The 24,309-nt window shown below is 33.9% G+C and carries 28 protein-coding genes, 1 pseudogene and 1 riboswitch; of the genes and pseudogenes, 27 read left to right on the top strand and 2 right to left on the bottom strand.

The features are described from left to right. Window positions 1-9 precede the first annotated feature (9 nt). Window positions 10-1,413: a PilX N-terminal domain-containing pilus assembly protein gene (locus T335_RS0100850; RefSeq protein ID WP_026475850.1), complete on the top strand. Its 1,404-nt coding sequence runs from the start codon at window positions 10-12 to the stop codon at window positions 1,411-1,413. A gap of 417 nt (window positions 1,414-1,830) precedes the next feature. Here T335_RS0100850 and T335_RS0100855 read toward each other — a convergent pair whose 3' ends face one another. Continuing rightward, window positions 1,831-3,192, bottom strand: a complete 1,362-nt coding sequence (locus T335_RS0100855) for an NCS2 family permease (protein ID WP_026475851.1) — start codon at window positions 3,190-3,192, stop codon at window positions 1,831-1,833. A gap of 81 nt (window positions 3,193-3,273) precedes the next feature. Then, a riboswitch (purine riboswitch) is annotated at window positions 3,274-3,376 on the bottom strand. Between the two features lie 384 nt (window positions 3,377-3,760). On the opposite strand from T335_RS0100855, the gene T335_RS0100860 reads away from it, so the two are divergent. Beyond that, window positions 3,761-4,063, top strand: a complete 303-nt coding sequence (locus T335_RS0100860) for a DUF5658 family protein (RefSeq protein WP_034327391.1) — start codon at window positions 3,761-3,763, stop codon at window positions 4,061-4,063. A 62-nt stretch (window positions 4,064-4,125) separates the two neighbouring features. Here T335_RS0100860 and T335_RS21860 read toward each other — a convergent pair whose 3' ends face one another. Further along, on the bottom strand, window positions 4,126-4,812 hold the full coding sequence (locus T335_RS21860) for a transporter associated domain-containing protein (protein WP_084280807.1): 687 nt from the start codon (window positions 4,810-4,812) through the stop codon (window positions 4,126-4,128). Window positions 4,813-5,089: 277 nt separating this feature from the next. Between T335_RS21860 and T335_RS0100870 the strand changes: the two genes are divergently transcribed. From T335_RS0100870 to xseA, 25 genes and pseudogenes are all read left to right on the top strand, one after another. Next, on the top strand, window positions 5,090-5,851 hold the full coding sequence (locus T335_RS0100870) for a prepilin peptidase (RefSeq protein ID WP_026475853.1): 762 nt from the start codon (window positions 5,090-5,092) through the stop codon (window positions 5,849-5,851). A gap of 22 nt (window positions 5,852-5,873) precedes the next feature. After that, window positions 5,874-6,920 carry a type IV pilus assembly protein PilM gene (gene pilM, locus T335_RS0100875; protein WP_026475854.1) on the top strand — a complete coding sequence of 349 codons (1,047 nt, stop codon included), beginning with the start codon at window positions 5,874-5,876 and terminating at the stop codon, window positions 6,918-6,920. A 13-nt stretch (window positions 6,921-6,933) separates the two neighbouring features. Next, window positions 6,934-7,488, top strand: coding sequence for a PilN domain-containing protein (locus T335_RS0100880; RefSeq protein WP_026475855.1), 555 nt, complete (start codon window positions 6,934-6,936; stop codon window positions 7,486-7,488). Further along, window positions 7,485-9,068: a LysM peptidoglycan-binding domain-containing protein gene (locus tag T335_RS21430; protein WP_051569061.1), complete on the top strand. Its 1,584-nt coding sequence runs from the start codon at window positions 7,485-7,487 to the stop codon at window positions 9,066-9,068. Before T335_RS0100880 ends, T335_RS21430 begins: the two co-directional genes overlap by 4 nt. 48 nt (window positions 9,069-9,116) lie before the next feature. After that, window positions 9,117-10,862 carry an S-layer homology domain-containing protein gene (locus T335_RS0100890; protein ID WP_026475857.1) on the top strand — a complete coding sequence of 582 codons (1,746 nt, stop codon included), beginning with the start codon at window positions 9,117-9,119 and terminating at the stop codon, window positions 10,860-10,862. Between the two features lie 309 nt (window positions 10,863-11,171). Then, on the top strand, window positions 11,172-11,438 hold the full coding sequence (locus T335_RS0100895; protein ID WP_026475858.1) for a late competence development ComFB family protein: 267 nt from the start codon (window positions 11,172-11,174) through the stop codon (window positions 11,436-11,438). Between the two features lie 89 nt (window positions 11,439-11,527). Beyond that, a complete protein-coding gene (gene aroQ / locus T335_RS0100900) occupies window positions 11,528-11,959 on the top strand; it encodes a type II 3-dehydroquinate dehydratase (RefSeq protein WP_026475859.1) in 432 nt (143 codons plus the stop codon). Window positions 11,960-11,985: 26 nt separating this feature from the next. After that, window positions 11,986-13,056, top strand: a complete 1,071-nt coding sequence (locus T335_RS0100905; RefSeq protein WP_026475860.1) for a M24 family metallopeptidase — start codon at window positions 11,986-11,988, stop codon at window positions 13,054-13,056. 16 nt (window positions 13,057-13,072) lie between these two features. Further along, entirely contained in the window at window positions 13,073-13,630 is a 558-nt protein-coding gene (efp, locus tag T335_RS0100910; RefSeq protein ID WP_026475861.1) for an elongation factor P, read from the top strand. A 59-nt stretch (window positions 13,631-13,689) separates the two neighbouring features. Beyond that, the gene (locus T335_RS0100915; RefSeq protein ID WP_026475862.1) at window positions 13,690-14,139 is read left to right on the top strand and encodes a CD1247 N-terminal domain-containing protein; all 450 of its coding nucleotides are present in this window, start codon (window positions 13,690-13,692) and stop codon (window positions 14,137-14,139) included. A gap of 266 nt (window positions 14,140-14,405) precedes the next feature. After that, entirely contained in the window at window positions 14,406-14,645 is a 240-nt protein-coding gene (locus tag T335_RS0100920; RefSeq protein WP_026475863.1) for a PF20097 family protein, read from the top strand. A gap of 155 nt (window positions 14,646-14,800) precedes the next feature. Beyond that, window positions 14,801-15,847: a stage III sporulation protein AA gene (spoIIIAA, locus tag T335_RS0100925; RefSeq protein ID WP_026475864.1), complete on the top strand. Its 1,047-nt coding sequence runs from the start codon at window positions 14,801-14,803 to the stop codon at window positions 15,845-15,847. Next, on the top strand, window positions 15,837-16,358 hold the full coding sequence (gene spoIIIAB / locus T335_RS0100930) for a stage III sporulation protein SpoIIIAB (protein ID WP_051569063.1): 522 nt from the start codon (window positions 15,837-15,839) through the stop codon (window positions 16,356-16,358). Before spoIIIAA ends, spoIIIAB begins: the two co-directional genes overlap by 11 nt. A gap of 17 nt (window positions 16,359-16,375) precedes the next feature. After that, window positions 16,376-16,579 (top strand): stage III sporulation protein AC, encoded by a 204-nt coding sequence (gene spoIIIAC / locus T335_RS0100935; protein WP_330371153.1) that lies wholly within the window; start codon window positions 16,376-16,378, stop codon window positions 16,577-16,579. Window positions 16,580-16,594: 15 nt separating this feature from the next. After that, window positions 16,595-16,981 (top strand): stage III sporulation protein AD, encoded by a 387-nt coding sequence (gene spoIIIAD / locus T335_RS0100940; protein ID WP_026475867.1) that lies wholly within the window; start codon window positions 16,595-16,597, stop codon window positions 16,979-16,981. An 11-nt stretch (window positions 16,982-16,992) separates the two neighbouring features. Continuing rightward, window positions 16,993-18,171, top strand: a complete 1,179-nt coding sequence (gene spoIIIAE / locus T335_RS0100945) for a stage III sporulation protein AE (protein WP_026475868.1) — start codon at window positions 16,993-16,995, stop codon at window positions 18,169-18,171. A gap of 13 nt (window positions 18,172-18,184) precedes the next feature. Then, complete coding sequence (gene spoIIIAF / locus T335_RS0100950) at window positions 18,185-18,829, top strand: stage III sporulation protein AF (RefSeq protein ID WP_169735921.1); 645 nt, start codon at window positions 18,185-18,187, stop codon at window positions 18,827-18,829. Window positions 18,830-18,843: 14 nt separating this feature from the next. Further along, window positions 18,844-19,428: a stage III sporulation protein AG gene (gene spoIIIAG / locus T335_RS0100955; RefSeq protein ID WP_051569065.1), complete on the top strand. Its 585-nt coding sequence runs from the start codon at window positions 18,844-18,846 to the stop codon at window positions 19,426-19,428. 29 nt (window positions 19,429-19,457) lie between these two features. Continuing rightward, the gene (locus T335_RS0100960; protein ID WP_026475871.1) at window positions 19,458-20,228 is read left to right on the top strand and encodes a SpoIIIAH-like family protein; all 771 of its coding nucleotides are present in this window, start codon (window positions 19,458-19,460) and stop codon (window positions 20,226-20,228) included. A 69-nt stretch (window positions 20,229-20,297) separates the two neighbouring features. Next, window positions 20,298-20,690, top strand: a complete 393-nt coding sequence (locus T335_RS0100965) for an Asp23/Gls24 family envelope stress response protein (RefSeq protein WP_026475872.1) — start codon at window positions 20,298-20,300, stop codon at window positions 20,688-20,690. A 183-nt stretch (window positions 20,691-20,873) separates the two neighbouring features. Beyond that, window positions 20,874-21,296 (top strand): transcription antitermination factor NusB, encoded by a 423-nt coding sequence (gene nusB / locus T335_RS0100970; RefSeq protein ID WP_026475873.1) that lies wholly within the window; start codon window positions 20,874-20,876, stop codon window positions 21,294-21,296. Further along, window positions 21,289-22,257: a tRNA (adenosine(37)-N6)-threonylcarbamoyltransferase complex transferase subunit TsaD gene (locus T335_RS0100975; protein WP_026475874.1), complete on the top strand. Its 969-nt coding sequence runs from the start codon at window positions 21,289-21,291 to the stop codon at window positions 22,255-22,257. Before nusB ends, T335_RS0100975 begins: the two co-directional genes overlap by 8 nt. A gap of 1 nt (window position 22,258) precedes the next feature. Beyond that, a pseudogene (locus tag T335_RS22900) lies at window positions 22,259-22,609 on the top strand (tetrahydrofolate dehydrogenase/cyclohydrolase catalytic domain-containing protein); the annotation flags it as partial. 45 nt (window positions 22,610-22,654) lie between these two features. Then, a complete protein-coding gene (locus T335_RS22905) occupies window positions 22,655-23,110 on the top strand; it encodes a bifunctional 5,10-methylenetetrahydrofolate dehydrogenase/5,10-methenyltetrahydrofolate cyclohydrolase (RefSeq protein WP_330371164.1) in 456 nt (151 codons plus the stop codon). Continuing rightward, window positions 23,101-24,309, top strand: coding sequence for an exodeoxyribonuclease VII large subunit (gene xseA, locus T335_RS0100985; RefSeq protein ID WP_026475875.1), 1,209 nt, complete (start codon window positions 23,101-23,103; stop codon window positions 24,307-24,309). Before T335_RS22905 ends, xseA begins: the two co-directional genes overlap by 10 nt.

Below are 24,309 nucleotides of genomic sequence, written 5' to 3' on the forward strand. Positions count from 1 at the left end.
AGTTAGGAAATGAGATATATTAAGGGTATGATCAATAACAATAGAGGCTCGTCGCTACCTTTGGTATTAGTGGTATTAGTTGTCGTATCGGTACTTGGAATGACCCTAATAGGGATAGCAACTTCAACTTTTAAGATGACCAGAATCGATGGTGATGTCCAAAGTGCCTATTATATTGCAGAGGCAGGAATTACGACAACTCTTGACTTAATTAATGTTAAAGTAGATCATTTATATGATCATGTCAATTCGCCCGAGGACTTCTTTAATGAATTAGAGGGTTTTATGAGTAATCCTTTTATCGTTGATAATTTCAACACAAATTTTGGTAGAGTGCCTATAGCTACAACTACAGTAAATGGACAGAGAGAGGCTAATTCAAAGAATGCCGATTATACGCTAACATCAGTAGGTAAGATAGGTAATAGTACAAGAACAGTAACAACAACGGTCACCATCAATTGGAATAAGGGAGAAGAATCTTCCAATATGGGAGATGTATTTATCTATGGTCCCCATTTCTCCTTCACAGGGAGCAATATCAATGGAGAAGGTGGTACAATTGTATCGGGAGGATTAAACACCCATGACCTAAATGGAGGCTCGACCCTTAATGTATCAAACCTTTATTTTGGAGGTTCAGTAAATATGAATGGTGGCTCAGCTTCCTTTGGAAGCCAAAAAAATCCAGGAAACATTTACGTAAATGGAAACTTAAATCTATGGAGTGGAACAAGAAATGTATATGGAGATGTTTATATCAATGGAAACTTCAGTTTAAAAGATGCAAGGATGTACGGTAATGTCTATGTTAATGGTGATCTAGAACTGGGATGGACTCCTCAAATTCATCAAAAAATCTTCTATACAGGGACATTAGTGTATCCAACCGGTTATCCAGGGGAACTTTTAGCAAAGGTAGTTAAAGTTGATCATGTACCCACAATTCCTTATCCTATTATAGACATAGGTTTAAAGGATGACTTTTGGTATTCTTCTAATGGTTATACAATAAGGGGAGGTGTTTCAGAAGCATCGATTCCCAATAATACTAAAATGCTGGTGGATAATTATTATTCCAATAGTCATACAAGTCCTAGTGGCGATACAATAATTGTTAGCAAAGGAGATATTGATATAAGGGGATGGCGGCATATTACAGGCGTCTTAATTGCACCAAATGGTAGCGTAAGACTTGATGTGGCTTCCTTTACAGGAGTAATCATTTCAAAGGATGGTTTGATTGCCTCTGGTGGAGGGTGGAATATTAATATGAAAAGGTTAACAGACTTTTTTACACAAACTAGTATGCCTATAACCATAAATGGGGGGATAGATTCTGGTGGTGGCTCAGAAACTGGTGGCGGTTCTAATGAGCGGGTAGTAATTAAAAATCCAACAAAAGAAAAATAATAGAAGTAAGTCTAAAAAAGGACTTACTTCTATTATTTATATCTGAATGAATTTATTTATACCTGAATATAGAACTAAATCAAGTGAGGAAATTGCATAATACCATAACAATGAATTTATATTCGGTTTATGCAAAAATAAGAACTAAGTCGCGCATTGTGAAACGAGTAATCCCCTTTGTATTCCAACAAATTACTCGTTGAACACTAAGCAGCGAAGTTTTTATTTTGCATTAATATAAATATAATATCAATTATGCAATTTCCGCAAGTATATAAAAGCCATATTAAAAAATATTATATATATGGCGCTTCATTTTGCATTTAAAGTGATAAGATTTAATAGGGTAGTTTACTCAGTCAATTCTTTACAGTTCTCAACTTACTATTAATACTATAATTACCTTTAATACTATAATTACTTTTCGACCAAAATTTTAATAACAAATAACAATACAGTTATAAGCATAATAGGGGAGACTTCTTTTTTCTTCCCTGAAAAAAGTTTTAACACAACATAGCTAATCATACCAAAAACAATACCTTCAGAAATGCTATAGGTTAAGGGCATTAGAACAATTGTAAGAAAAGCAGGAATAGCTTCTGTGTAGTCCTCAAAATTGATCTCTTTTATAGGTGACATCATGAATAGTCCAACAATTACTAAAGCTGGTGCAGTTGCAGCTGAAGGAATCATAATAAATAAAGGAGATAAAAATAATGCCAAAATAAACATACCGGCTGTAGATAAGGCTGTAAGACCAGTTCTACCTCCTGCAGCAACCCCTGCTGCACTTTCAACATAAGTGGTAACGGTACTTGTCCCTAGAACAGCACCGAAGGTTGTTCCAACGGCGTCAGCAAACAGGGCTTCCTTTGCTTTTGGTACATTACCTTCTTCATCCAGCATATCTGCTTTAGCTGCTACCCCTACTAATGTACCTACTGTATTGAACATATCAACAAATAGGAAGATAAAAAGCACGACTAATAGGTCAAGTGAAAAAATATTAGAAAAATCAAATTGAAAGAAAATGGGACTTAAAGAGGGTGGTGCAGATAGGAATTTTAAACCTTCTGGCAATTGAGTAACCCCCATTGGAATTCCAATAACTGTAGTAATTAAAATACCAATCAATAAGGCTCCTTTGACCTTCTTTGCCATTAATAGTCCAGTAATCATAATTCCTAAAATAGCTAAGAGGGGTGAGCCAGAAGATATATTACCGATTGCGAGGGGAACACCGTCTAGAAGGCCATCTCCCACATGGAACATACCAGTTGTAACAATACCAGAATTATATAATCCTAAAAAGGCAATAAATAAACCGATGCCTGCAGACATTGCCTTTTTAACAGTCATAGGTAAAGCATTTACAACAGCTTCCCGTACATTAAAGAAGGTTAAAATAAGAAAAAGTATACCTTCTAAAAAGACCACCGTTAAAGCCGTCTGCCATGAGTAATTCATTCCTAAAACAACTGTAAAAGCAAAAAAAGCATTAGGTCCCATTCCAGGTGCTAATGCATAGGGAAGATTTGCATAAAGACCCATTACGATGGTAGCAACAATTGCAGATAGGGCAGTTGCTGTAAATAAAGCCCCTAGATTCATTCCTGTTGCTGAAAGGATGTTGGGATTTACCACAAGAATATATGCCATGGTCATAAAGGTTGTAATACCTGCCATAATTTCTCTTTTTGCAGTAGTGCCATTTTCCCTTAACTTAAATTGTTTTTCTAATGGGGAAACGTAGTTAGTAGATTTTGAGTTTTCCATATAATGCCCTCCTTAAATGATAGACTAAATTTGAATTTTTTACATAATTTTACGAACAAAGAAAAGTTTTGTAGGTAAAATCAAATTCAAATTAAAGTCTATAGTCAGGCAATTTACGGTTGTCTGGTAGAAACTTCGTGCCCCTATTGCACGAATTATATAAGACTTAATTATTTTAATGTTTTGCCTCAACTATAATAATACATTCTTATCCGTCAGTCAATAGTTTTTACGAACTTTTGGTAAGAAAAAAATATATAATTCGATATATAACGTATATTTAACAAGAATATAAAGTTTAATATTCGTGTTATTGACAATGGGTAGCTTTAGGTTTTGTTTTTTAAGACCGATTCAATTTAATGAGGTTATTTGAGAAAGTCCAATTAAGCCACAGTAATTCACTCATTTCCGACTGGGTAAGTTAGTTTTCATATTTGTATAGATTGTATATTAAATCACTGTTGATATGTATTGTGGAAATCCTCAAGTAATAGTTTATTGTGAAATGTATAAATACCCCATTAATTGTAATACTCATGGGTATAACAAGAATGGGGTGCTTAAAATGACTAATAAACAATATTACTTTTTAGTTTTTTTATTGGCAGGTATAGGTCTATTTAATATCGCAGACTATTTTTTAACATTAGAAGTGGTGGGGCAGGGGCATCAAGAAGCTAATCCCATCATAAATGCCATATTATATACACCATATTTTTCAATAGTAAAGTTGTTAGTAGTACCGCTACTATTACTGTTAATAGCCATTGTTGGCAGAAGGCTACCAAAAAGATGCTTATTTTATACAGGGGCGACTTTTCTAGTATATTTTGTATTAATGGTATATTTTAAAGTTGTGTTTTTTTAGAATTTCATTGATTTAAAGGAATTAAAAAGACCATCGATCTTGATCGATGGTCTATAAAATTATTAATGTTGAGAAGTAGCATGTACTTTTTCTTTAGACTCTACTTCGATATTTTCAGAACTTCTTTCTCTTAAAACAACTTTTTCAATAAGTCCATCCTTCATTTTTATAATCTTCATACATACATTTTCGATAGAATATTCTGCACCTACTTCAATTGGTACCCCCGTTTCCTCTGAAAGGTGGCAGATTAAACCGCCTACGGTTACACCTTTGTTTTCTGGAATATGCATGTTAGAATAAAAATTTAAATCGTGAATAGGTGATGCAGCTGATACGATATTGCCTTCATCACTTTGATATTTAGTGTACTTGCTAGACATAAGATACTTGCGGATAATAAATACAATGGCGATGGCTACAGTACCTAGAATTAAGTCAAGCATAGTTTCACTGTAAATTAACATTTTTCTTGCAATGGCGAAAAGTACCAATTCTAATATACTACTGCTGGAATGGGAAAGAAGCATTAATACCATTTCAACACCGATTACCAATAATAAAGCAATACTTAAAAACTTTTTAAAGGTATCATAGAGGGCGTAGGCATCAGTTTTTGCAATAACCATCAAGTATCTCGCTAGGGTGAAAATCCCTAATAAAATAGAAATCGAAATACATACGGCTATGACAATTTCCAGATTCATAGCATACTTAATTAGATTTTTTTTGAACTTTTCTAAATTCATTAATGTCATCTTCTTTCTTTTTAATTTTAATCCTATATTATTATAGTCCTGTCAAAAGAAAATAGCAATATCATTATCATTTTATTAACAAAGAATTTTCACGAGGTAAGTATAATTATTGAAATTTAGGTCACTCTATAAGTTTTTTAATAATATTTTGAAAATGTAGAAATTTGTATATTTAAGAGGGAGTTAAAGGATTTTGCCGTAGAATGGCGAATATGAGACTATAGACCTATTTATAATTTGGTTTAATCTATTTAAAGGATGTGATAAGATGTACTTTATTGTTTTTATATACGGGATTGTTGTTGGTTCTTTTCTAAATGTTTGTATATGGAGAATTCCTAGAAAAGAGTCATTAGTTTTTCCATCCTCCCATTGTCCAACATGCAATCAATCCTTAAAAGTACGTGATCTACTACCTTTAATGAGCTATATCATTTCTAGAGGGAAATGTCGTTACTGTAAAAATAAAGTCCCTTTACAATATCCTTTAGTTGAGTTAGCTAATGGGCTATTATGGACACTAGCCTTTTGGCGTGGGGGATTTTCTTTTACTGCATTAGAGTATTGTCTGATGGCGAGCCTCATTTTAACCATTAGCGCAATTGATCTACAACATCAAATTATACCTGATGAACTAGTAATCACTGGGCTAGGAATTGTGTTTTTGTTCAATGTCATCTATTATATAGATTCACCAGAAATTTTGCTAAGTAGCCTTGGTGGAGGGTTTCTAGCTGGAGGCTTTTTTCTATTTTTAGCGGTAATCACAAAAGGCGGCATGGGGGGAGGAGACATCAAGCTAATGGCCTTATTAGGTTTTTGGCTGGGGTGGCGACCAATTCTTATTGTTATCTTTTTATCCTTTTTGTTGGGGGCAATTATTTCTATTATATTAATGATATTAAAAATAAAAGGGAGAAAGGATATGATTCCATTTGGTCCTTTTATTGGATTGGCTACATTACTGACAGTTTTCTTTGGAAATGATATAATTAATTATTACATAACAATATTAATTAATTATTTCTGATACATGTTAGGGAGGGAAGAATTTGATATTAAATAAAGATGTTTTATCCTTAGATATTGGGAGTTATCAAACGAAGGCTGTAGTGGGGAAATTTCAAAATGGAGAAATTCTTCTATCTCAAGCTTTCATGATTCCTACTCCCCAAAATGTATTTCAAGACGGAGAAATTATAGATATTCAAACCTTGAAAAAGGCCATTAGTCATGAGTTAAACAGAAGGAATATTAAAACGAATAAGGTGATCTACTCTCTTCAAAGCACTACTGTTATTACAAGGGAGGTTGACTTGCCTTCAGTTAGAGAAGAAGAACTTGAAAACATGCTTCAGTTTGAAGTCCAACAGTTTTTTCCAACTGCTCTAGATGAATATGTTATTCAATATAAAGTATTAAAAAATATAGAAGAAGATGAAAAAAAGACTCGACTATTGGTGGCGGCTTTACCGAAACTAATTGTCGAAAATTATATGGAACTTTCTAAGTCATTAAATTTAAGGCCGATAGCCTTAGATATACATTCTAATAGCATTTCTAAACTGTTTATGAAGGGATTAAAAATAGATCAGCAAGATTATAAAGATTGTACATTAGCAGTGGTAGATTTAGGTTACCAAGGAATTAATATTAATATTATCAAGGATGGAATACTGGAATTTAGCAGGTTATTACCCTTTGGTGGAAAAGATATTGATATGACTTTAATTAATACCTTAAACTTAAACCCAGAGGAAGCAGATGAAAGAAAAAAATCGATTAGAACTAACCCTATTGAAAATGAGACATTAGAAGCATTAATTCTTAGTTGTATTGAAGGCTGGGCTGAAGAGATTCAAAGAATTTTTAAATACCATACCAGCAGAAGTCTAGGAAATAAAATTGACCAAATTTCATTAATGGGTGGTCATTCGAACCTCAAGGATATTGCACGAGTAATCGAGGATTACTTTAATATATCAACAAGCGTAATTACTAATTTGAGTAATGTCAAATTCAATTTGCCCACCAATCAGCGGGATGATTTAGACATTAAATGTTATTTAAATGCAATGGGAGCTATTATACGAAAGTGAGTAGGTGGTAAAGTTGAAGGACTTTAATTTTTTTCAACCCTATTTAGATTCTGGTGAAAAAAGTAAAGAGACAAAATTATCAAAAATGATTGTGGCTAGTATACTTATTGTTGGATTGACTGTATTTCCTTTATTGAATGCTTGGAAGATCTATAAAGGAAATAATGAAGTTACAGCTGTCAGTAATGTTTTTAATAGTCCAGCATTACAGGAGGGAAAAAGAAATTTTGATACATTAATGGTGGAATTAGATAGCTTGAAAGAAAATACAACAAATTTTCAAGGCTTAATTTCTTATTTCCATCAAGAGTCTATGATCAATGATTATTTACTTTATACAATAAATGAACAAATTCCAGAAAATGTTTTCTTGCAAACCCTTAAAATAACTAAGAAGGAGATTCAATTGCAAGGTATAGCTAAAAATAAAACAGCGATTGCTTTATTTGAGAATAACTTAAGAAGAATCGATGGATTTAAAGATATTTTTATACCTAATATAATAGAAGATTCAAATCATTACACCTTTACATTAAGTTTATCCATTAAGGATGGAGATGAGAAATGAAGCTAACAACTAGAGAAAAGAAACTCATTTATGTGCTTGGGGTAGTAATTTTTTTAACTGTATATTTTGGTTTTATTGTCAGTCCTCAAATCACTAAATTACAGGAAATAGCTAATAAAAAGGAAGCATATAGTGATGGTATTAATGAAATAGAAGAAGCATTATCTTCAAAGGAAGCTGTTGAAAAAGAGATTCTATCTTTACAAAAGGAGCTAAAACATCAGTCAGAACAATTTTTTAGTAGGATAGATCAAGGAAGTATTATTCTCTTATTAGAGGAATGGTCGAAGGAAGCCAACATTATCATTCCTTCATTAAGTTTTTCTGAATATAGGGTGGAAGAGATTGCAAACTTACAATTAGATACAATTTCAGTTACTGTTCCCTTTCAAGGGACATATCAATCTACCATAGATTTTATTAAGGCCATTAGAGGCTATGAAAAAAACATAATAATTGAAGAACTTCAATTACAGAACAATTTTAATGAAGAAATTAATGGTAACATGATATTAATATTTCAAAGTTTAAATGGTAAATCAAATGTAGACGAGAGTTCTATAACAGAAGAGGGGTGGATGAGACGAGCTAATCCATTTCTACCCTTTAAAGGTTATATTGCAGAACTTTATGAAAGATGGGAGCCTATAGTACCACCTCAAAACAGTGGAGGTATTGGTATTGCTCAACCCGAATTATTAGATCCTACAAATGATTCCTTCGTAACAATAAACCTAAATAGTTTTGAAACTCTAAATACTTTTTTTGTTGGTGAGCCTAGGGAAGTTGTCGGAAACCTTGGGTTAAGTACAAAGGCTAAGAAGGGTAATCACTCATTACAATTAACTTATGATTTTCTAAGGCCTCGACAAAGATCAGTTGCAAATATTGTATTTGATGAAAAAATATTATTAACTGCTCAGCCAGAAAAGATTCAATTATCGTTATATGCCTTTAGTCATAGTAACCATAAAATATCATTAGTATTAAAAGACAGTAGGGGTAAGGAGTCTATCATCCCTTTAACTCAGCAAATTAATTGGACAGGCTGGAACAAACTAGAGGGAGTGCCCCAAATGGACATAAGCTATCCAGTTGAAATTCAAAGGTTAGTTATTTTAGCAGAAGACTTTAGCGCTACTATTAGTGGAACGTTGTTGTTGGATGAGTTAGAAGCAATTTATCCAAATGGATCTATTATCAATCCATTAGATTTGAGTATTAGTGATGGAAGAATCTATGAAGTTAAGGCAGGAGACACGCTTTTTAGTATAACAACAGCTTTTTATCAGGATTTTTCGAAGCGTTTTTTAATCATGGAAGCCAATAATATTACTGATTCTAACCAGATTTATGTTGGCCAAAAATTGATTATACCAGACGGTAATAAACAGGTTAATAGTTCTGTTATAGATGCCATTGAATATGTCGTAAAAGAAGGAGATACCCTTTATAGTATCAGTCGACAGTTCTATAGCGATGTTACTAAACGACACTTGATTATGGAGCAAAATGGAATAATAGATCCAAATGATATGAAGATTGGTCAGCGAATTTTAATTCCACGTTTATCATTTTAATAACGAATAGACTTTTGCCAGAAATCATGAAAGATATGGGGTGTTTGTATGAATAAAAAGGCATTCATGAGCCTTATAATAGTAATTATTTTTCTGTTATCTGGGGTTAGCGTCGTTACTGGTCAAAGCCTCCATGAAGTTGCAGAGGCAAATGGTTATACTAATGGACAAATATTGGGAGAAATAGCTGCCCAAAGAGATTACATTAATAATCAACGAAGTGACTGGCAAAAAGCCCACCAGGAAGAAGAAAAGAAAATTATAGTCCTACATGACCTAACAAAAGAAACTTATACCTATCGATTTTATTTTCTTCGAGGATTTAAAGAGGGTTTTAAGGAGGGCTATGAGAGGGTTTATAAAGAACTATCAAATAGTAAAACATTAACCGATTATGATTATGGTTTATCTCATGGAGGATTCTTTGGGAGAATGCTTGGAGAAATTAATGGAGTGAAAGAGTTTCATCAAGGGAAAACCAATGACTGGAAAAGAACAGTACCCAGTGATACAGATCTTACGAGAGAGTATTCCTTAAATAGAGATACGACAAGATACCGTAGTGGTTTTATAGTCGGTTTTAAAAGAGCCTATGAAGAAGGTTATACAGATGCCTTCAGAAATGCTAATGTTGATAATCATCGTTTCACAAAAGAAATGGGACTAGAACATGGATCTGTTGTAGGGAAAATGCAAGGAGAATTTTTTGGTGAAATGGATTATGTCGATGGTAGGAGCAACGACTGGAAGCGGGCTATACCAAGAGAACAAGAAGTAGTTATACAAGCTAACCTATTAAGGGAAAATCTACAGTATAGGGAGGGTTTTTTAGCCGGATATAAAGAGGGATTTAAGGAAGGATACACTGTGGCCTTTCAAAATGCTAACATAACCAATACCCTCCAAAGTATTGCCCACACAAATGTTTCGTTAGTTGGGGCTACAATAATCACTGCCGATGACATGTTAACCCTCAGAATTAAACCAGGTAGTTTTTATTGGGACACTTATTTCACTGTGGATAAAGAGGTACGAGCTATTTATCAGCTGAACACAAATCGATTAGAAGCGGCAACGAATAGATATACAATTGATGTAGCAAACCATGTAGGAGCAGTAGATCTTAAAGAGCCTATAGAATTGGAATTTACTTATTATGGCTCCGAAAGAGCTGGTATTTATCAACTCATAAATGGTGAGTGGAGGTATTTGTATAGTACAATTAGTGGAAGTACTATCACAACTGTCCTTCCAACAGGATTATATTCGGGTGGTACCTATGCAGTTTTTATTGATCATCAATATCCGATACTAAGGGATATTTATACCCATTGGGCCTACGAAGAAATTTATACCTTTGTTAGACAATTTTATGTAGCGGGTTATACCGATGGTACTTTTAGACCAAAGGAGGAAGTATCAAGGGGAGAATTTGTTACCCTTTTGAATAGAGTACTTAAGTGGAACAATATTAGTCAGCCTAGCATTAACTTTATCGACGAAGGACAGTTTGGAGACCATAGTACTGCTATATATAATGCTGTAGCTAGGGGCTATATAAAAGGCTATCCAGATAATACTTTTAAATCGAAAAACCCCATAACCTATCAAGAAATTGAATGGATTATGGAACGAATCTTAGGTAGCAGAGGTTTTAAGTGGGCAGATATAGAAGACAAAATGCTATATGAAAAGTACACAAGGTCCGACAGTCGCCATAGTATGGGGAAACATATTACTAGGGGAGAAATTATTTATATGCTTCATGAATTACAAAAAGAAGGAAAACTTTAAATCTCCCCTATGTAATACTTAGGGCTAAAGGATATAATCTTAATAAGAAGTAAAATTAGCAAGTTGTGGGACCTTCTCACATATGTTGCTTTACTACAAGCCTCTCTTTTGATCAAATTAGATCAACTGAGGGGTTTTTTATGGAAAAGAAAGACATTTCATAATTAATAGTAACTAGGAACTAAATCTTCTTAGCAGGAATTAATTATTCCTTGTGGAATACTGAAAAGATAGTATGATGCTTTTAGTAATGACCATACTGGGTAAAAAATAAATAAATTAGCGGATAATAAACTAGGAGGGATATTGATGAAAGTTAAGAATTATATGGAAGATGTGGTGGATTACCTATTACCAGATGTGCTAAAGAGTTATCCTGATCTTTGCAAATGTCAGCATTGTGTAAGTGATATAAAGGCCTTGACCTTAAATAATCTGCCGCCAAAGTATGTTGCAACCCCTATTGGGGAAGTCTATACAAGAGTAAACGAACTATCTCTTCAATTTGAAGCCGATGCAATTAAAGAAATTTTACAAGCCATTAAGAAGGTAGCTCAGCACCCAAGGCATACATAAAAAATACAAGTCTATTATACAAAATCTATTCAAATGATAAAAAATATGATATTATAAAATAGGATTTTTAGAGGAAGGGTTTGGTAACAGTGGAAAAATACTTGGTGATTCATGGTCCTAACTTAAATTTATTAGGAACAAGGGAGCCAGAGGTCTATGGAACCCTTACTTTAAATGAGATTAATCAAAAATTAATGGAGATGGCTGAAAAATATCGGGTTCAGTTGGAAATAATACAAAGTAATAGTGAAGGAGAAATAATTGATTTTCTACATAAGAATAGCAATGTGAAGGGAATTATTATTAATCCTGCTGCTTATACCCATTACAGCATAGCCATTTATGACGCTATTAAAGCTGTTAATTTGCCTACAATCGAAGTTCATTTGAGTAATGTACATGCCCGTGAAGATTTTCGCCGTCAATCAGTTATTGCACCTGCGTGTATCGGTCAAATAAGTGGTTTCGGCTTTAATAGTTATTTGTTAGCATTACAGGCATTAATAACACAGGTTTCATAAATATTATTTCTAGGGGGATTATAATAATGACAAGGATTAATCAAGTTAGAAATTTATTACAAGAAAGAAACTTAGATGGTATATTATTGTACAAGCCTGAAAACAGAAGATATATATCAAATTTTACTGGTAGTGCAGGTTATGTTATTATTACCAAAGATAGAGCCATTTTTGTAACAGATTTTAGATATACAGAACAGGCTACTGCCCAATGTCAAGGATTCGAAATTATTGAAAACAGTATTCCTAATGGAATAACTGATGTGTTAAATGATCTAGGTATCAATAAATTAGGTGTTGAAGAAGATTACGTAACCTATGGACAATATCAAGATTTTAGTAAAAAACTACCTAATGTAGAGTTTGTTTCATTAGAGGGGTTTATTACTAAAATGCGATCTGTTAAAACTCAAGAAGAGTTAAGTTATATTGCTAAGGCAGCAGAAATTACAGATGAAGCTTTTCAACATATCCTGAAATACATAAAACCTGGAATGAGAGAGTTGGATGTTGCTTTAGAGCTAGAATTCTTTATGAAGAAAAAGGGAGCTTCGGGCTTAAGTTTTGAAAGTATTGTTGCTTCTGGTAAGCGATCTTCTCTACCCCATGGTAAGGCTTCCGATAAGGTTATAGATAAAGATGACATGATTACCCTAGATTTTGGTTGTATTTATAATGGTTATTGCTCAGATATGACCAGAAGCTTCTTTATGGGGAAGGCAACAGATAAACAAAAAGAAATATACAATACAGTATTAGAAGCTCAAGAAACTTCTTTAAAAGCCGTAAAGCCAGGTGTAAAGGGGATCGAACTTGACAAAATAGCAAGAGATATCATTACAGAAAAAGGATATGGACAAAACTTTGGTCATGGTCTTGGACATGGGGTTGGTATAGAAGTCCACGAACTTCCCCATGTAAATGTTAGAGGAACTGTCCCGATGGAGCCAGGAATGGTAATAACAATTGAGCCAGGCGTATATATTCCCGATTTTGGTGGAGTAAGAATCGAAGATTTAGTTATAGTAACAGAAGATGGTTATCAAGTTCTATCAAAATCTACTAAGGAACTGATTGAACTTAATTATAATAATTAATTTATGGAGGGATAGAATGATTTCAGCAGGTGATTTTAGAAAAGGTGTTACATTTGAAATGAATGGAGAGCCATATGTAGTATTGGATTTCCAACATGTTAAGCCAGGTAAAGGAGCAGCCTTTGTAAGGACTAAACATAGAAACTTAAAGTCTGGTTCAATAAGAGAGGAGACTTTCAACCCAAGTGACAAGTTCCCAAGAGCTCATATTGAAACAAAAGAAATGCAGTATCTATACAATGATGGAGAATTATATCACTTTATGGATAATGAAACCTATGAGCAAATTCCTTTAACTTATGACCAAGTAGAAGATGCTATTAAATTCCTTAAAGAAAATGATTCAGCTACGATCAAATTTTATCAAGGGAAAGCCTTCCAGGTGGATGCACCTAACTTTGTAGAGCTTATCATTACAGAGACAGAACCAGGAATTAAAGGTGATACTGCTTCTAACGTAACTAAAACTGCTACTGTTGAAACAGGTGCCGTAATACATGTACCTCTTTTTATCAACGAAGGAGACAAGGTTAGAATTGACACTCGTACTGGAGAATACATGTCAAGGGCATAAAATGTGTGCTATGTAGGAAATAATATAAAAGTATTATGTAAAAAAAGGAGGTAGTAAAGATGAGTTATTTATTTGAAAAAGTTTCATATCTAAGAGGTTTGGCAGATGGACTTAACATCAAAGAATCTTCTAAAGAAGGTAAATTATTAATGAGTATTATTGACACACTAGAAGAATTTGCCGATGCCATTGTTGAAGTCAGTGAAGATCAAGAAGATTTAATTGAGTATGTTGAAGCGATGGACGAAGACCTAATGGAAGTTGAAGATGAACTATTCGAATTAGACGAAGAAGATGACTTAGATGATTATGATGACTTTGAAGATGATGATATTGATTTTGCTGAAGTAGAATGTCCTTACTGTGAAGAAGATATCTACGTAGACGAAGATCTTTTAGATGAAGATGAAGTAGAAGTTCAATGTCCTCAATGTCATAGACCAATTACAATAATGGATGAAAATGAATATGCCGAATATGAAGAAATTCATAATCATGATGAAGAATAATTTAAACTAAATTTACTACATTAAAAAATCCAATGTGTTTGCATTGGATTTTTTTCTTTTCAGTAGATATATCATTAAATGAATAGTAATATGTGAGGAAATTGCATAATTAATATTAGGTTTATATTTGCATAAAACTAATATTAATTCAAAGTTATGGTATTATGCAATTTCCTCATGTAAAAGAAGGAAATAGAGATGTAAAAGAGAATAATCATTTAATAGGAAAATAGTTTTACAAAATTTTTCTAGGTAGGGGGAAGGTTATGAGAAAAATCAAAGAGATAAATTGTCCTAATTGTGGCAAGGATATGAGTTATGGAGCTATATGGTCTACCCATGCTATCAATTGGTCTGAAGATACAAGAAGAAAATTTTTTGATTTTGAAAAAGAAATAATTGTAGGGATGCCTTTTTTTAAACCAATTAAAAATCCGGCTTTTAGATGCGAAGAATGTAAAATCGCCATCTTTGAATATGATCCCTTTGAAGTGAGTGATCTGTAAGGCATCTCTTTTAAAGAAGAAAATAAGATAGAAAATAATAAACAATAAAAAGGAAAATCAATGATTCTAACATTGGATTTCCTTTTTTTTATGTTTTAAGAATATTTATAGTCAAAGGACAATATCTATTATATATAGAGGGGGGACATGTTCTGATGAATTATAAAATGCAAAGCAATTTTATTAAAAAGGAGCTTAACAATGACGTTCATCTACAATTAGAACAGTACCTCTGTCCTGAACTAAGGAAAATATTCGGCAAAGTACCTAAGGAGTTTAAAAAAACAATGGAAGAAATCCGATTAAGGGTAAACCAACCATTGATGGTCTATGGTAATAATGAAGACCACTTTGTTAGTGCCGAAGGAGAACTTATAAAGGATAGAGAGAAAGGTTTTCTGGTGAGGGGACCAAATATACAAAATACACTACAATTTATTTCTAATTATTCTATTTATGCAGTAGAAGAAGAATTAAAAAGAGGTTATATTACAGTAACTGGAGGTCATAGGGTAGGAATTGTAGGGAAAGTAATATCAGAAAAGAATACCATAAAAACCATGAGAGATTTTAGTGGTTTAAACATAAGGATATCTAGAGAGAAGAAGGGGGTAGCCAACCCCATTATAAAATATTTGGTTGACTCTAGTGGGAAGGTATATAATACCCTAATCGCTTCTCCTCCCCAATGTGGAAAAACAACTTTATTAAGGGATATTATAAGGCATATTAGTAATGGTTTACCTAGAGTAGGACTAAAGGGTATGAAGGTTGGCGTAGTGGATGAACGGTCGGAAATCGGGGGTAGTTTTCAAGGAAATCCACAGAATGACTTAGGGGTAAGGACAGATCTCTTAGATGCCTGTCCCAAGGCAGAAGGAATGATGATGCTCATCAGGGCAATGTCACCAGAAGTTATCGTTACAGATGAAGTGGGGAGATATGAAGATAGTATTGCGATAGAGGAAGCATTAATGGCAGGAATACGGTTAATTACAACCGTCCACGGGAACTCATTAGAGGATTTACTTAATAAAAAAGTCATTGGAGAATTAATAAAGAGTAATACCTTTCAACGGATAATTTTACTATCAAATAAAGACGATGTAGGGACCATCGAAGGAATTTTTGATGGAAATAAGGGGAATAACCTCATCTCTGGGTCCATAAGGAATAGGGTGGTGAATTCATATGATGATTAAAATGATATTTTCCATCATCATTATTATCTGTAGCACCTTAGTAGGTGAGATATATGCCAATGCCTATAGGCAGCGGACAAACCTCCTAAGTCAGCTTATTTTAACTCTTCAAATGCTAGAGACTGAAATTGTTTATGCCTCAACACCTTTACCTTATTTATTGCAGAGTGTAGCCAAAAGAAGCAAAATAGAAATCGCATATTTGCTTGAAGAAACTGCAGAGATACTACTAAAAAAAGAAGGCTACACTTTTTCAGAAGCATGGCGTAAAGGGATCGAATTAGCTAAGAATAAGAGCGAACTAAGAAAAGAAGATATTGAATTATTAATTAGTCTAGGCAACAACCTAGGTAATTCTGATCGAGATAATCAAGTTAAACATATTCAGCTGACAATGGAAGAATTACGTAGAAATTATCAAGAAGCTATAGATCTTCAGCATAAAAATGTGAAGCTATATAAAAGTCTTGGTATATTAGGCGGAATAGCCATTGTAGTCATCTTATTTTAATTGGGGAGGAAATAACAATGATAATGGATGTGGATTTAATATTTAAAATTGCTGCAGTGGGGTTTATCGTAGCAGTCTTATATCGGGTATTAAAGGCTGCAGAACGAGATGAACAAGCTATGATGGTGACCTTAGCGGGAGTAGTTGTTGTGTTAATGATGGTTATTAATTTAGTTAGTAATCTCTTTGATACTGTAAAAACGATGTTTCGTTTATATTAAGGATGTGATGATCAAGTGGAAATATATCAAATTGTAGCATTAGGAATTGTTGCAACTGTACTGGCAGTTACTGTTAAAAATCAAAAACAAGAAATGGGCATGTTCGTCAGTCTTGTGGCAGGGCTTGTTATTTTCATTTTTATTGTTACTAAGCTACAATCAGTCATTGAAATCCTTCACCAAATGGCTAATAAAATCAATATAGATGATATCTATTTATCCACTATCTTAAAGATTGTGGGGATCGCCTATATTGCAGAGTTTGGAGCTCAGATTTGCAAAGATGCCGGTGAAGGGGTAATCGCTTCTAAAATTGAATTTGCAGGAAAAGTACTAATTATGGTTATGGCAGTACCGATTCTAGTTTCTTTGATGGATTTAATTATAAATATGGTACCTTAGGATGTGAAAATATGAAAAAACTACTGATTATAACAATAATAATATACGTACTGATGACCCCTGTAATGGTTTGGGCAGAAGATGGAGTAATTCTTAGCCCAGAGAACATTATTATGGATCAAATTAATCGATTAGATACGGGTGAGCTGCAGATGATTATGGAGGGCCTTAATAAAGACCTAGGTGAGTATCTGCCAAGAATTGATTTTAGAGACTTTATACAAAAGTTAATAAAGGGAGAAGCGGTTTTTTCCTTTAATGACTTGATGGTGGGAGCATTGGGGTTCTTATTTAGAGAAGTGATTGCCAATTGGAGACTTTTGGGACAAATTATCGTCTTATCATCAATTTATGCAATTCTAAGTAATTTGCAAAATGCCTTTGAAAATGACATTGTTGGTAAATTAGCCTCCAGTGTATGTTATTTAATAATTGTAACCCTAACAATTAAAAGCTTTATGATCGCAATAAATATAGGTAAAGATACCATAGATTTAATGGTTACCTTTATGCAGGCCCTCCTACCCATATTATTGGCAATCTTACTGGCAATGGGGGGGATTACTTCTTCAGCTTTTTTTCACCCAGTATTATTAGGGGCTATTGGCTTTGTAGGGACAGTGGTAAAGACAGTTGTTTTACCATTAATCTTTTTCTCAGCTGTTTTATCAGTTGTTAATAATTTTTCTTCGAAAATACAGATTTCAAAACTGGCAGGTCTTCTAAAGCAGGGTGCAACAATGCTTCTTGGGTTTATACTAACCGCCTTTGTTGGGGTCATATCTATCCAAGGAATTACAGCTGCATCAGTAGATGGCGTAACCATTAGAACAGCTAAGTTTGCTGTTGATAAATTTATACCAATAGTAGGCGGTTTTTTATCTGATGCAATGGATACAGTGATTGGGGCTTCTCTTTTATTAAAAAATGCAATTGGAGCAATTGGATTAATTACAGTGTTTTTGATCTGCTTAATTCCCATGATTAAGATTTTGGCATTAATTGTGATTTATAAACTTTGTGCAGCTGTTATAGAACCCATTGCCCAAAGTCAGTTGGTAGACTGTTTGAACCAAATGAGTAATGCGTTAGTACTTTTATTTGCAACGGTTTCATCAATAGCAATTATGTTTTTTATTACCATCACCATAATTGTGGGGACCGGTAATATAACACTAATGATGAGGTAGGTGAGGTAAAATGATGGAAACCATTAGAGAGTGGATTGTAACGATTTTATCTATGATAATCTTTATCACTTTTGTTGAATTTCTATTACCTAATAATAATCATAAAAGATATATTAATGTCATCATTGGACTGATGATTATGTTGGTGGTTTTGAGACCTTTAATGGGTCTGGTAAATGGGGGTGTAAATTTAGGTGATAACATTCTACAAACCAGCAATCAAATGGAAGTGATGACAATGCAAAATAGAATGCAAACCTTTGAAGTAGCCAATCAAGAAACTGTAATTCACATATATAAAGAAAATGTAAAAAGCCAGATGAAAAACAGGCTAGAAAAGCAATTAGGCTATCAGGTTTATGATATAGAGTTAGCGATTGAAGAAAATAATAATGATGAATTTGGCATCATTAAAGAAATCAATATAATTTTAGCCGAAGGAACAAAAGAGACTGAAGCTAGAGATGATAAGAGAATTAAAGATGTTCAAGTAAGCGTCAATGTAAATGTAAGCTTGTCGGAAAAAAATTATAATAATGTAAAGGCAGATAGCATATTGTTAGATAGTGAAGAAGAAATCATTAAAAATGATTTTAGTACCTTATACCAAGTATCAAAAGAAAAGATTAATATTTCTGTACTTAAGAATAGCAATTAATAGGAGGGAAAACAATGGAAAAGTGGAGTGAGGCAATAAAAAAGGTAATATCGAAGAAGTATGTAGCCAATATTTTAGTGTTATTGGCAGTGGCAATTATTGCTTTAATTGTTTCAGGAGATTTTTTTGTTAAGGATGCTTCATCAAATAACAATAGTAACCAACCCATCAATGGAACATTGGTTCATCAGGTGGTGGAAAATAGAACAGAAGAGGAAGTTGTTGAAGCCCGCCTCAAAAGGATTTTAGAAGAAATTAAAGGCGCAGGAGAAGTACAAGTAATGATTACCTTTGAAATGGGAGCAGAAATTGTACCTGCCATAAATACGGTGGAATCAACAGATACGACGGAAGAAAAAGATTCGAATGGTGGTAGCAGAGTTGTTAATTCCCAAAGTGTTACGACAAACACAGTCATTACAAATGAAAGTGGCGGAAATAAACCTTTGGTTTTAAAGGAAATTAAACCCCAAGTAAAGGGTGTTATTGTTGTTGCAGAAGGGGCTGATGATATTGCTGTAAAGGCTAGTCTATACGAAGCTGTTAAGACTGTACTTCAAGTTCCCGGACACAGGGTTCAGGTATATCCAAGAAATTAGAATATAAAATATTTTAGGGGGGATCATTAATGAAATTTAGAGATTTTAATGTTTTGAAAAGAAAGAACTTTGTAATATTTTCATTAGTAATGATATTGGGGTTAATTGGGTATATTAATTACAATTTAAATAAGCAGTCCTTATTACAAACCTCTAGTGAACTAGAGCGATATGAGTTAAGAATGATGGAGAATAGCGGTGTAGTTACGAACATTCTTGATAACGAAATAGCCCTTAATGAAGATGAGGAAGAGGGAGAGGGAGAGTTGGATCTTGATTTAAACAAAGAAGAAGAGGATGTAGATGTGGATGTGGATGCAACTAATAAAACACAAGATGAAATGGATAATGCGATAATCGTAGATAGTCGTGATAATGAAGTCATAAATGTGGCACAAGAAACTAGTGCCCAAATAACTCAAATTATAACCGATAGACAGATTATGAAAAGTAATGCCTATTTTATAGAAAGTAAGCTAGAGCGAGATAAGAGAAGGAGCGAAATGATTAGCTACTTAAATGATATCGTAGATAATCAACATACGGCAGAAGACCTTCGCTCTCAAGCTCAAAATATGAAAATTCAAGTGGTAACTAATACAGAAAAAGAAATGATGATAGAAAACATGATCACAGCTAAGGGGTTTAATGATGCGATAGTATATCTTACAGATCAATCTATTAATATTGTTGTCCATAGTGAAGGGCTAAACGAAAAGGAAGTTGCACAAATCGTTGATATCGTCCGAAGAGAAACTGACATAACCATGGATAATATTATTATTATGAATAAAAAATAGAACTGTTTGTCAATAGGTATTTATTTTGGTATAATAATCCTAGATATTTGACACTCAGGAGGTGAAGAAATGGACGCTATTCAATACTTAGAAAATGGAGAAATTCGAATTGCAGAAGATGTGATCTCAACAATAGCAGGCCTAGCAGCTATTGAAGTTAAAGGTGTAGCTGGAATGAGTGGGGGATTAGTTGGCGGAATAGCCGATATACTTGGCAAGAAAAGCCTTTCTAAGGGTGTAAAAGTAGTAATCAATGATAAAGGCGGTTTTGTAGACCTTTATCTAATTGTTGAATACGGAACTAAAATACCCGATGTAGCGTGGGAAATTCAAGATAAGGTAAAGCGGTCAATCGAAACAATGACCAATCTGAAGGTTATAGAGGTTAATATTCATATTCAGGGAGTCCACTTCCCCAAGGAAGCGGTGGAGGAAGAAGGTAAGACCCAAAGCTCTAAATAAATGATCATTAATAACCCTCTGGTATCAGAGGGTTTGTTTTGCGTCTATAATATTTTATTTCTGGTGGTTTAAAATACTTCAGTAAATATAACAATAGATAATAGCAATATAGTTCTATAGCGTTAAGTCAAAAGGCTATAAAATTGTAAAAATACAGTGCTTCACCAATTAAGGAGGAAAAAAATGAATAGAAAACTTGCCAGAGAATTCTGCATGAAAATGATGTTTCAAATGAGTATACATAATAATTATGATTTAAACATAATTAAAGGCCATCTTGATGAAGAAGTGGAAGTAATAGAAGTGCAACAAATGGATTATATTCAAGAACTACTTAAGGTGGTTACAGAAAATCGCCAACAGTTGGATGATATTATTGTTGAATTTTCAAAAGGATGGAAATTAGATCGTATTGCAAAGGTAGATCTTGCGATTTTAAGGATTGCCTTAGGAGAAATACTGTTTATGGAAAACATACCCTTTGCAGTATCCATTAATGAAGCTATAGAATTAGCAAAAAAATATAGTACCCACGAATCTGCTAACTTTATCAACGGAATATTAGGTAGATATGTAGAAGAAAAGGGTATCAATAAAAATGAGTAACAGAAAATTAGTATTAGGGATTGATACCAGTAACTACACAACTTCTATGGCGTTGGTGGATGTAACAGAACAAAGACTTATAAAAGAGGTCAGAAGAGTCCTACCTGTAAAGGAAGGTACCGTTGGTTTAAGGCAATCAGATGCCCTATTCCACCATGTAAAAAACTTACCAGACCTCTCTAAAGCGTTGCTGGCTACAGTAGATCCTAATGAAATAGTAGCCATTAGTGGTACAACTAGACCAAGACCACTAGAAGAGTCTTATATGCCAGTGTTTTTAGCATCGGAATCCTATGGAAAAACCCTGTCAAACACCTTAAAGGTTCCCTTTTATGAATTAAGTCACCAAGAAGGACACATTGAAGCTGGACTCTGGTCTATCAATAGGGAAATGAGAGATGGATTTTTAGCCCTACATTTATCAGGGGGCACAACTGAAGCTTTAGAAATTTCCCCCACTAGAGAAGGCTATGACATTAAGATCGTTGGAGAAACAGGAGACATAAGTGCGGGTCAATTTATTGATCGGATTGGGGTAAAACTAGGGTTACCCTTTCCAGCAGGCCCCCATTTAGAAGCCTTAGCCCAAAATTATAAGGGGGAAGCTATAAATGTTTCTTCTTCAGTTAAGGGGACAACGATTAGTTTCTCTGGACCAGAGACTTATCTGCAAAAGTTCGTTGAAAAGGGTTCTCAAGACGATAAGGTTGCCTATTCCCTTTTCCAATGCGTAGGGATAACCCTAGTTGGCCTCATTAAGGGTCTCATAAAAAAATATCCCTATAAAACGATACTACTTGTAGGCGGAGTCGCATCAAATCAATTAATTAAAGAAAAATTGGAAATAGAATTAGGAAAGTATCAATTAAATCTTTTATTTGCTAATCCTAAATATTGCTCAGATAACGCAGTAGGTATCGCTCTGTTAGGTATTAAAAAATACATAGGGGAGGAAATTTAGTATGACAGCACAATTAATTGACGGCAAGAAAATGGCGGCAGATATAAGGGAAAAAATTTCCCATGGTGTAAGAACTTTGAAGGAACAGTATGATGTTCTTCCAGGTTTAGCAGTTGTCATTGTAGGCGATGATCCTGCGTCCCATACCTATGTTAATATGAAGGAAAAGACCTGTAAAAGTGTTGGGATGTACTCAGAAGTCCATCGTTTACCTGAGGAAACAACTCAAGATTAATTATTGAAGTTAGTCCATAGATTGAACCAAGATGAGAAAATTCATGGTATTTTAGTTCAAGTTCCACTACCTAAAGGGATAGATGAGAATTTAATAAATTCTAATATCAAGCCAGAAAAGGATGTTGATGGCTTCCATGCTATTAATACAGGAAACCTATTTTTGGGTGAAGAGACAATTGTACAATGTACGCCTAAGGGGATTATAGAATTAATTAAATCAACTGGTATAGAAATCAGTGGAAAACATGCAGTTGTCGTTGGGAGAAGTAATATTCTTGGAAAACCTGCGGCAATACTACTATTACAAGAAAATGCCACAGTAACAATTTGTCATTCAAAAACTAAGGATCTTAAAGATCATTTAATGAAGGCAGACATTGTTGTTGCTGCCGTAGGTAGACCCGAACTAATTAAAGGAGATATGATTAAAGAAGGGGCTATTGTGATTGATGCTGGAACAAGCGTAGTGAAGGGTAAATTGATTGGTGATGTCGAGTTTGATAAAGCTAAGGAAATTGCTTCCTTTATAACTCCTGTACCGGGGGGCGTAGGTCCTATGACAATAGCTATGTTGTTACAAAATACATTGGAGGCGGCTCAGAAAAAATGCAAATAAAGGTCTTATCGGTCTCTGAAGTAACTCAATATATTAAACGGATTCTGTCGAATGACCCAATTCTTTATAATTTAAGGGTTAAGGGCGAGATATCAAATTATAAGTTCCATAGTAGTGGACACATGTACTTTACCTTAAAAGATCAGCAAAGCAGAATAAACTGTATCATGTTTAAGGCAAATTGTGAAAAAATGAAATTCCAGCTTGAAGAGGGGATGAAGGTCACAATTAAGGGGTACATATCCGTATATGAAAGGGATGGACAGTATCAATTATATGTTAATGAAATTGAACCAGTAGGAATAGGAGCACTATATTTAGCTTATCAGCAACTTAAAGATAAGTTAGAAAAAGAAGGTTTATTTGACTCTAGAAGAAAAAAAACCATTCCCTATTTACCTTCAAAAATTGCCCTCATTACTTCTCCAACAGGGGCTGCCATACGTGATATGCTCTCGGTGATCAAGAGAAGATTTCCTAAAGTACAAATAGTTGTCTTTCCAGTTCTAGTACAGGGAGAAAAGGCTCCAGACTCTATTAAAAAGGCAATAGAGGCAGCTAATACCTTCAATGATATTGATTTGATCATAACAGGAAGGGGCGGAGGTTCTATAGAAGAACTTTGGGCCTTTAATGAAGAAGTTGTTGCAAGGGCAATCTACAATAGTAGGATACCAATTATTGCAGCAGTTGGTCATGAAACAGACTTTACAATAGCAGATTTTGTTGCAGACCTTAGAGCACCTACCCCATCGGTTGCTGCAGAATTGGCCCTCCCCTCCTTAATTGAAGTAAAGGAAACTTTAACTAACTATCAAAAGCGTTTACTCTTATCTATTACTACGAAGATGAACTTTTCTTATAATAAGTTAGAGAATATAAAAAATAGTTATCCTTTTAAGTATCCCTTAAATCCTATATATGACTATAAACAACAGCTAGATGGGTTAATGGAGGGTCTGATTAAACAAACTAATAACTTTAATCGAGAAAGACGGAAAAAAATACATAATATTGGTGATAGACTTAATGGACTTAGTCCCTTATCGGTTTTAAAAAGAGGCTTCTGTTATGCCGAACTGGAAAATGAAAAAATGCTTAAAAGTGTTGGGGATGTAAAACCAAATGACTTGATTAATATTAAGGCAACCGATGGTAGGCTCCAGTGCAGAGTAATAGAAGTATTTAAGGAGGAATAA

Origin of the sequence: Alkaliphilus transvaalensis ATCC 700919 (assembly GCF_000621485.1) — a bacterium.
GTDB classification, from domain to species: domain Bacteria; phylum Bacillota; class Clostridia; order Peptostreptococcales; family Natronincolaceae; genus Alkaliphilus; species Alkaliphilus transvaalensis.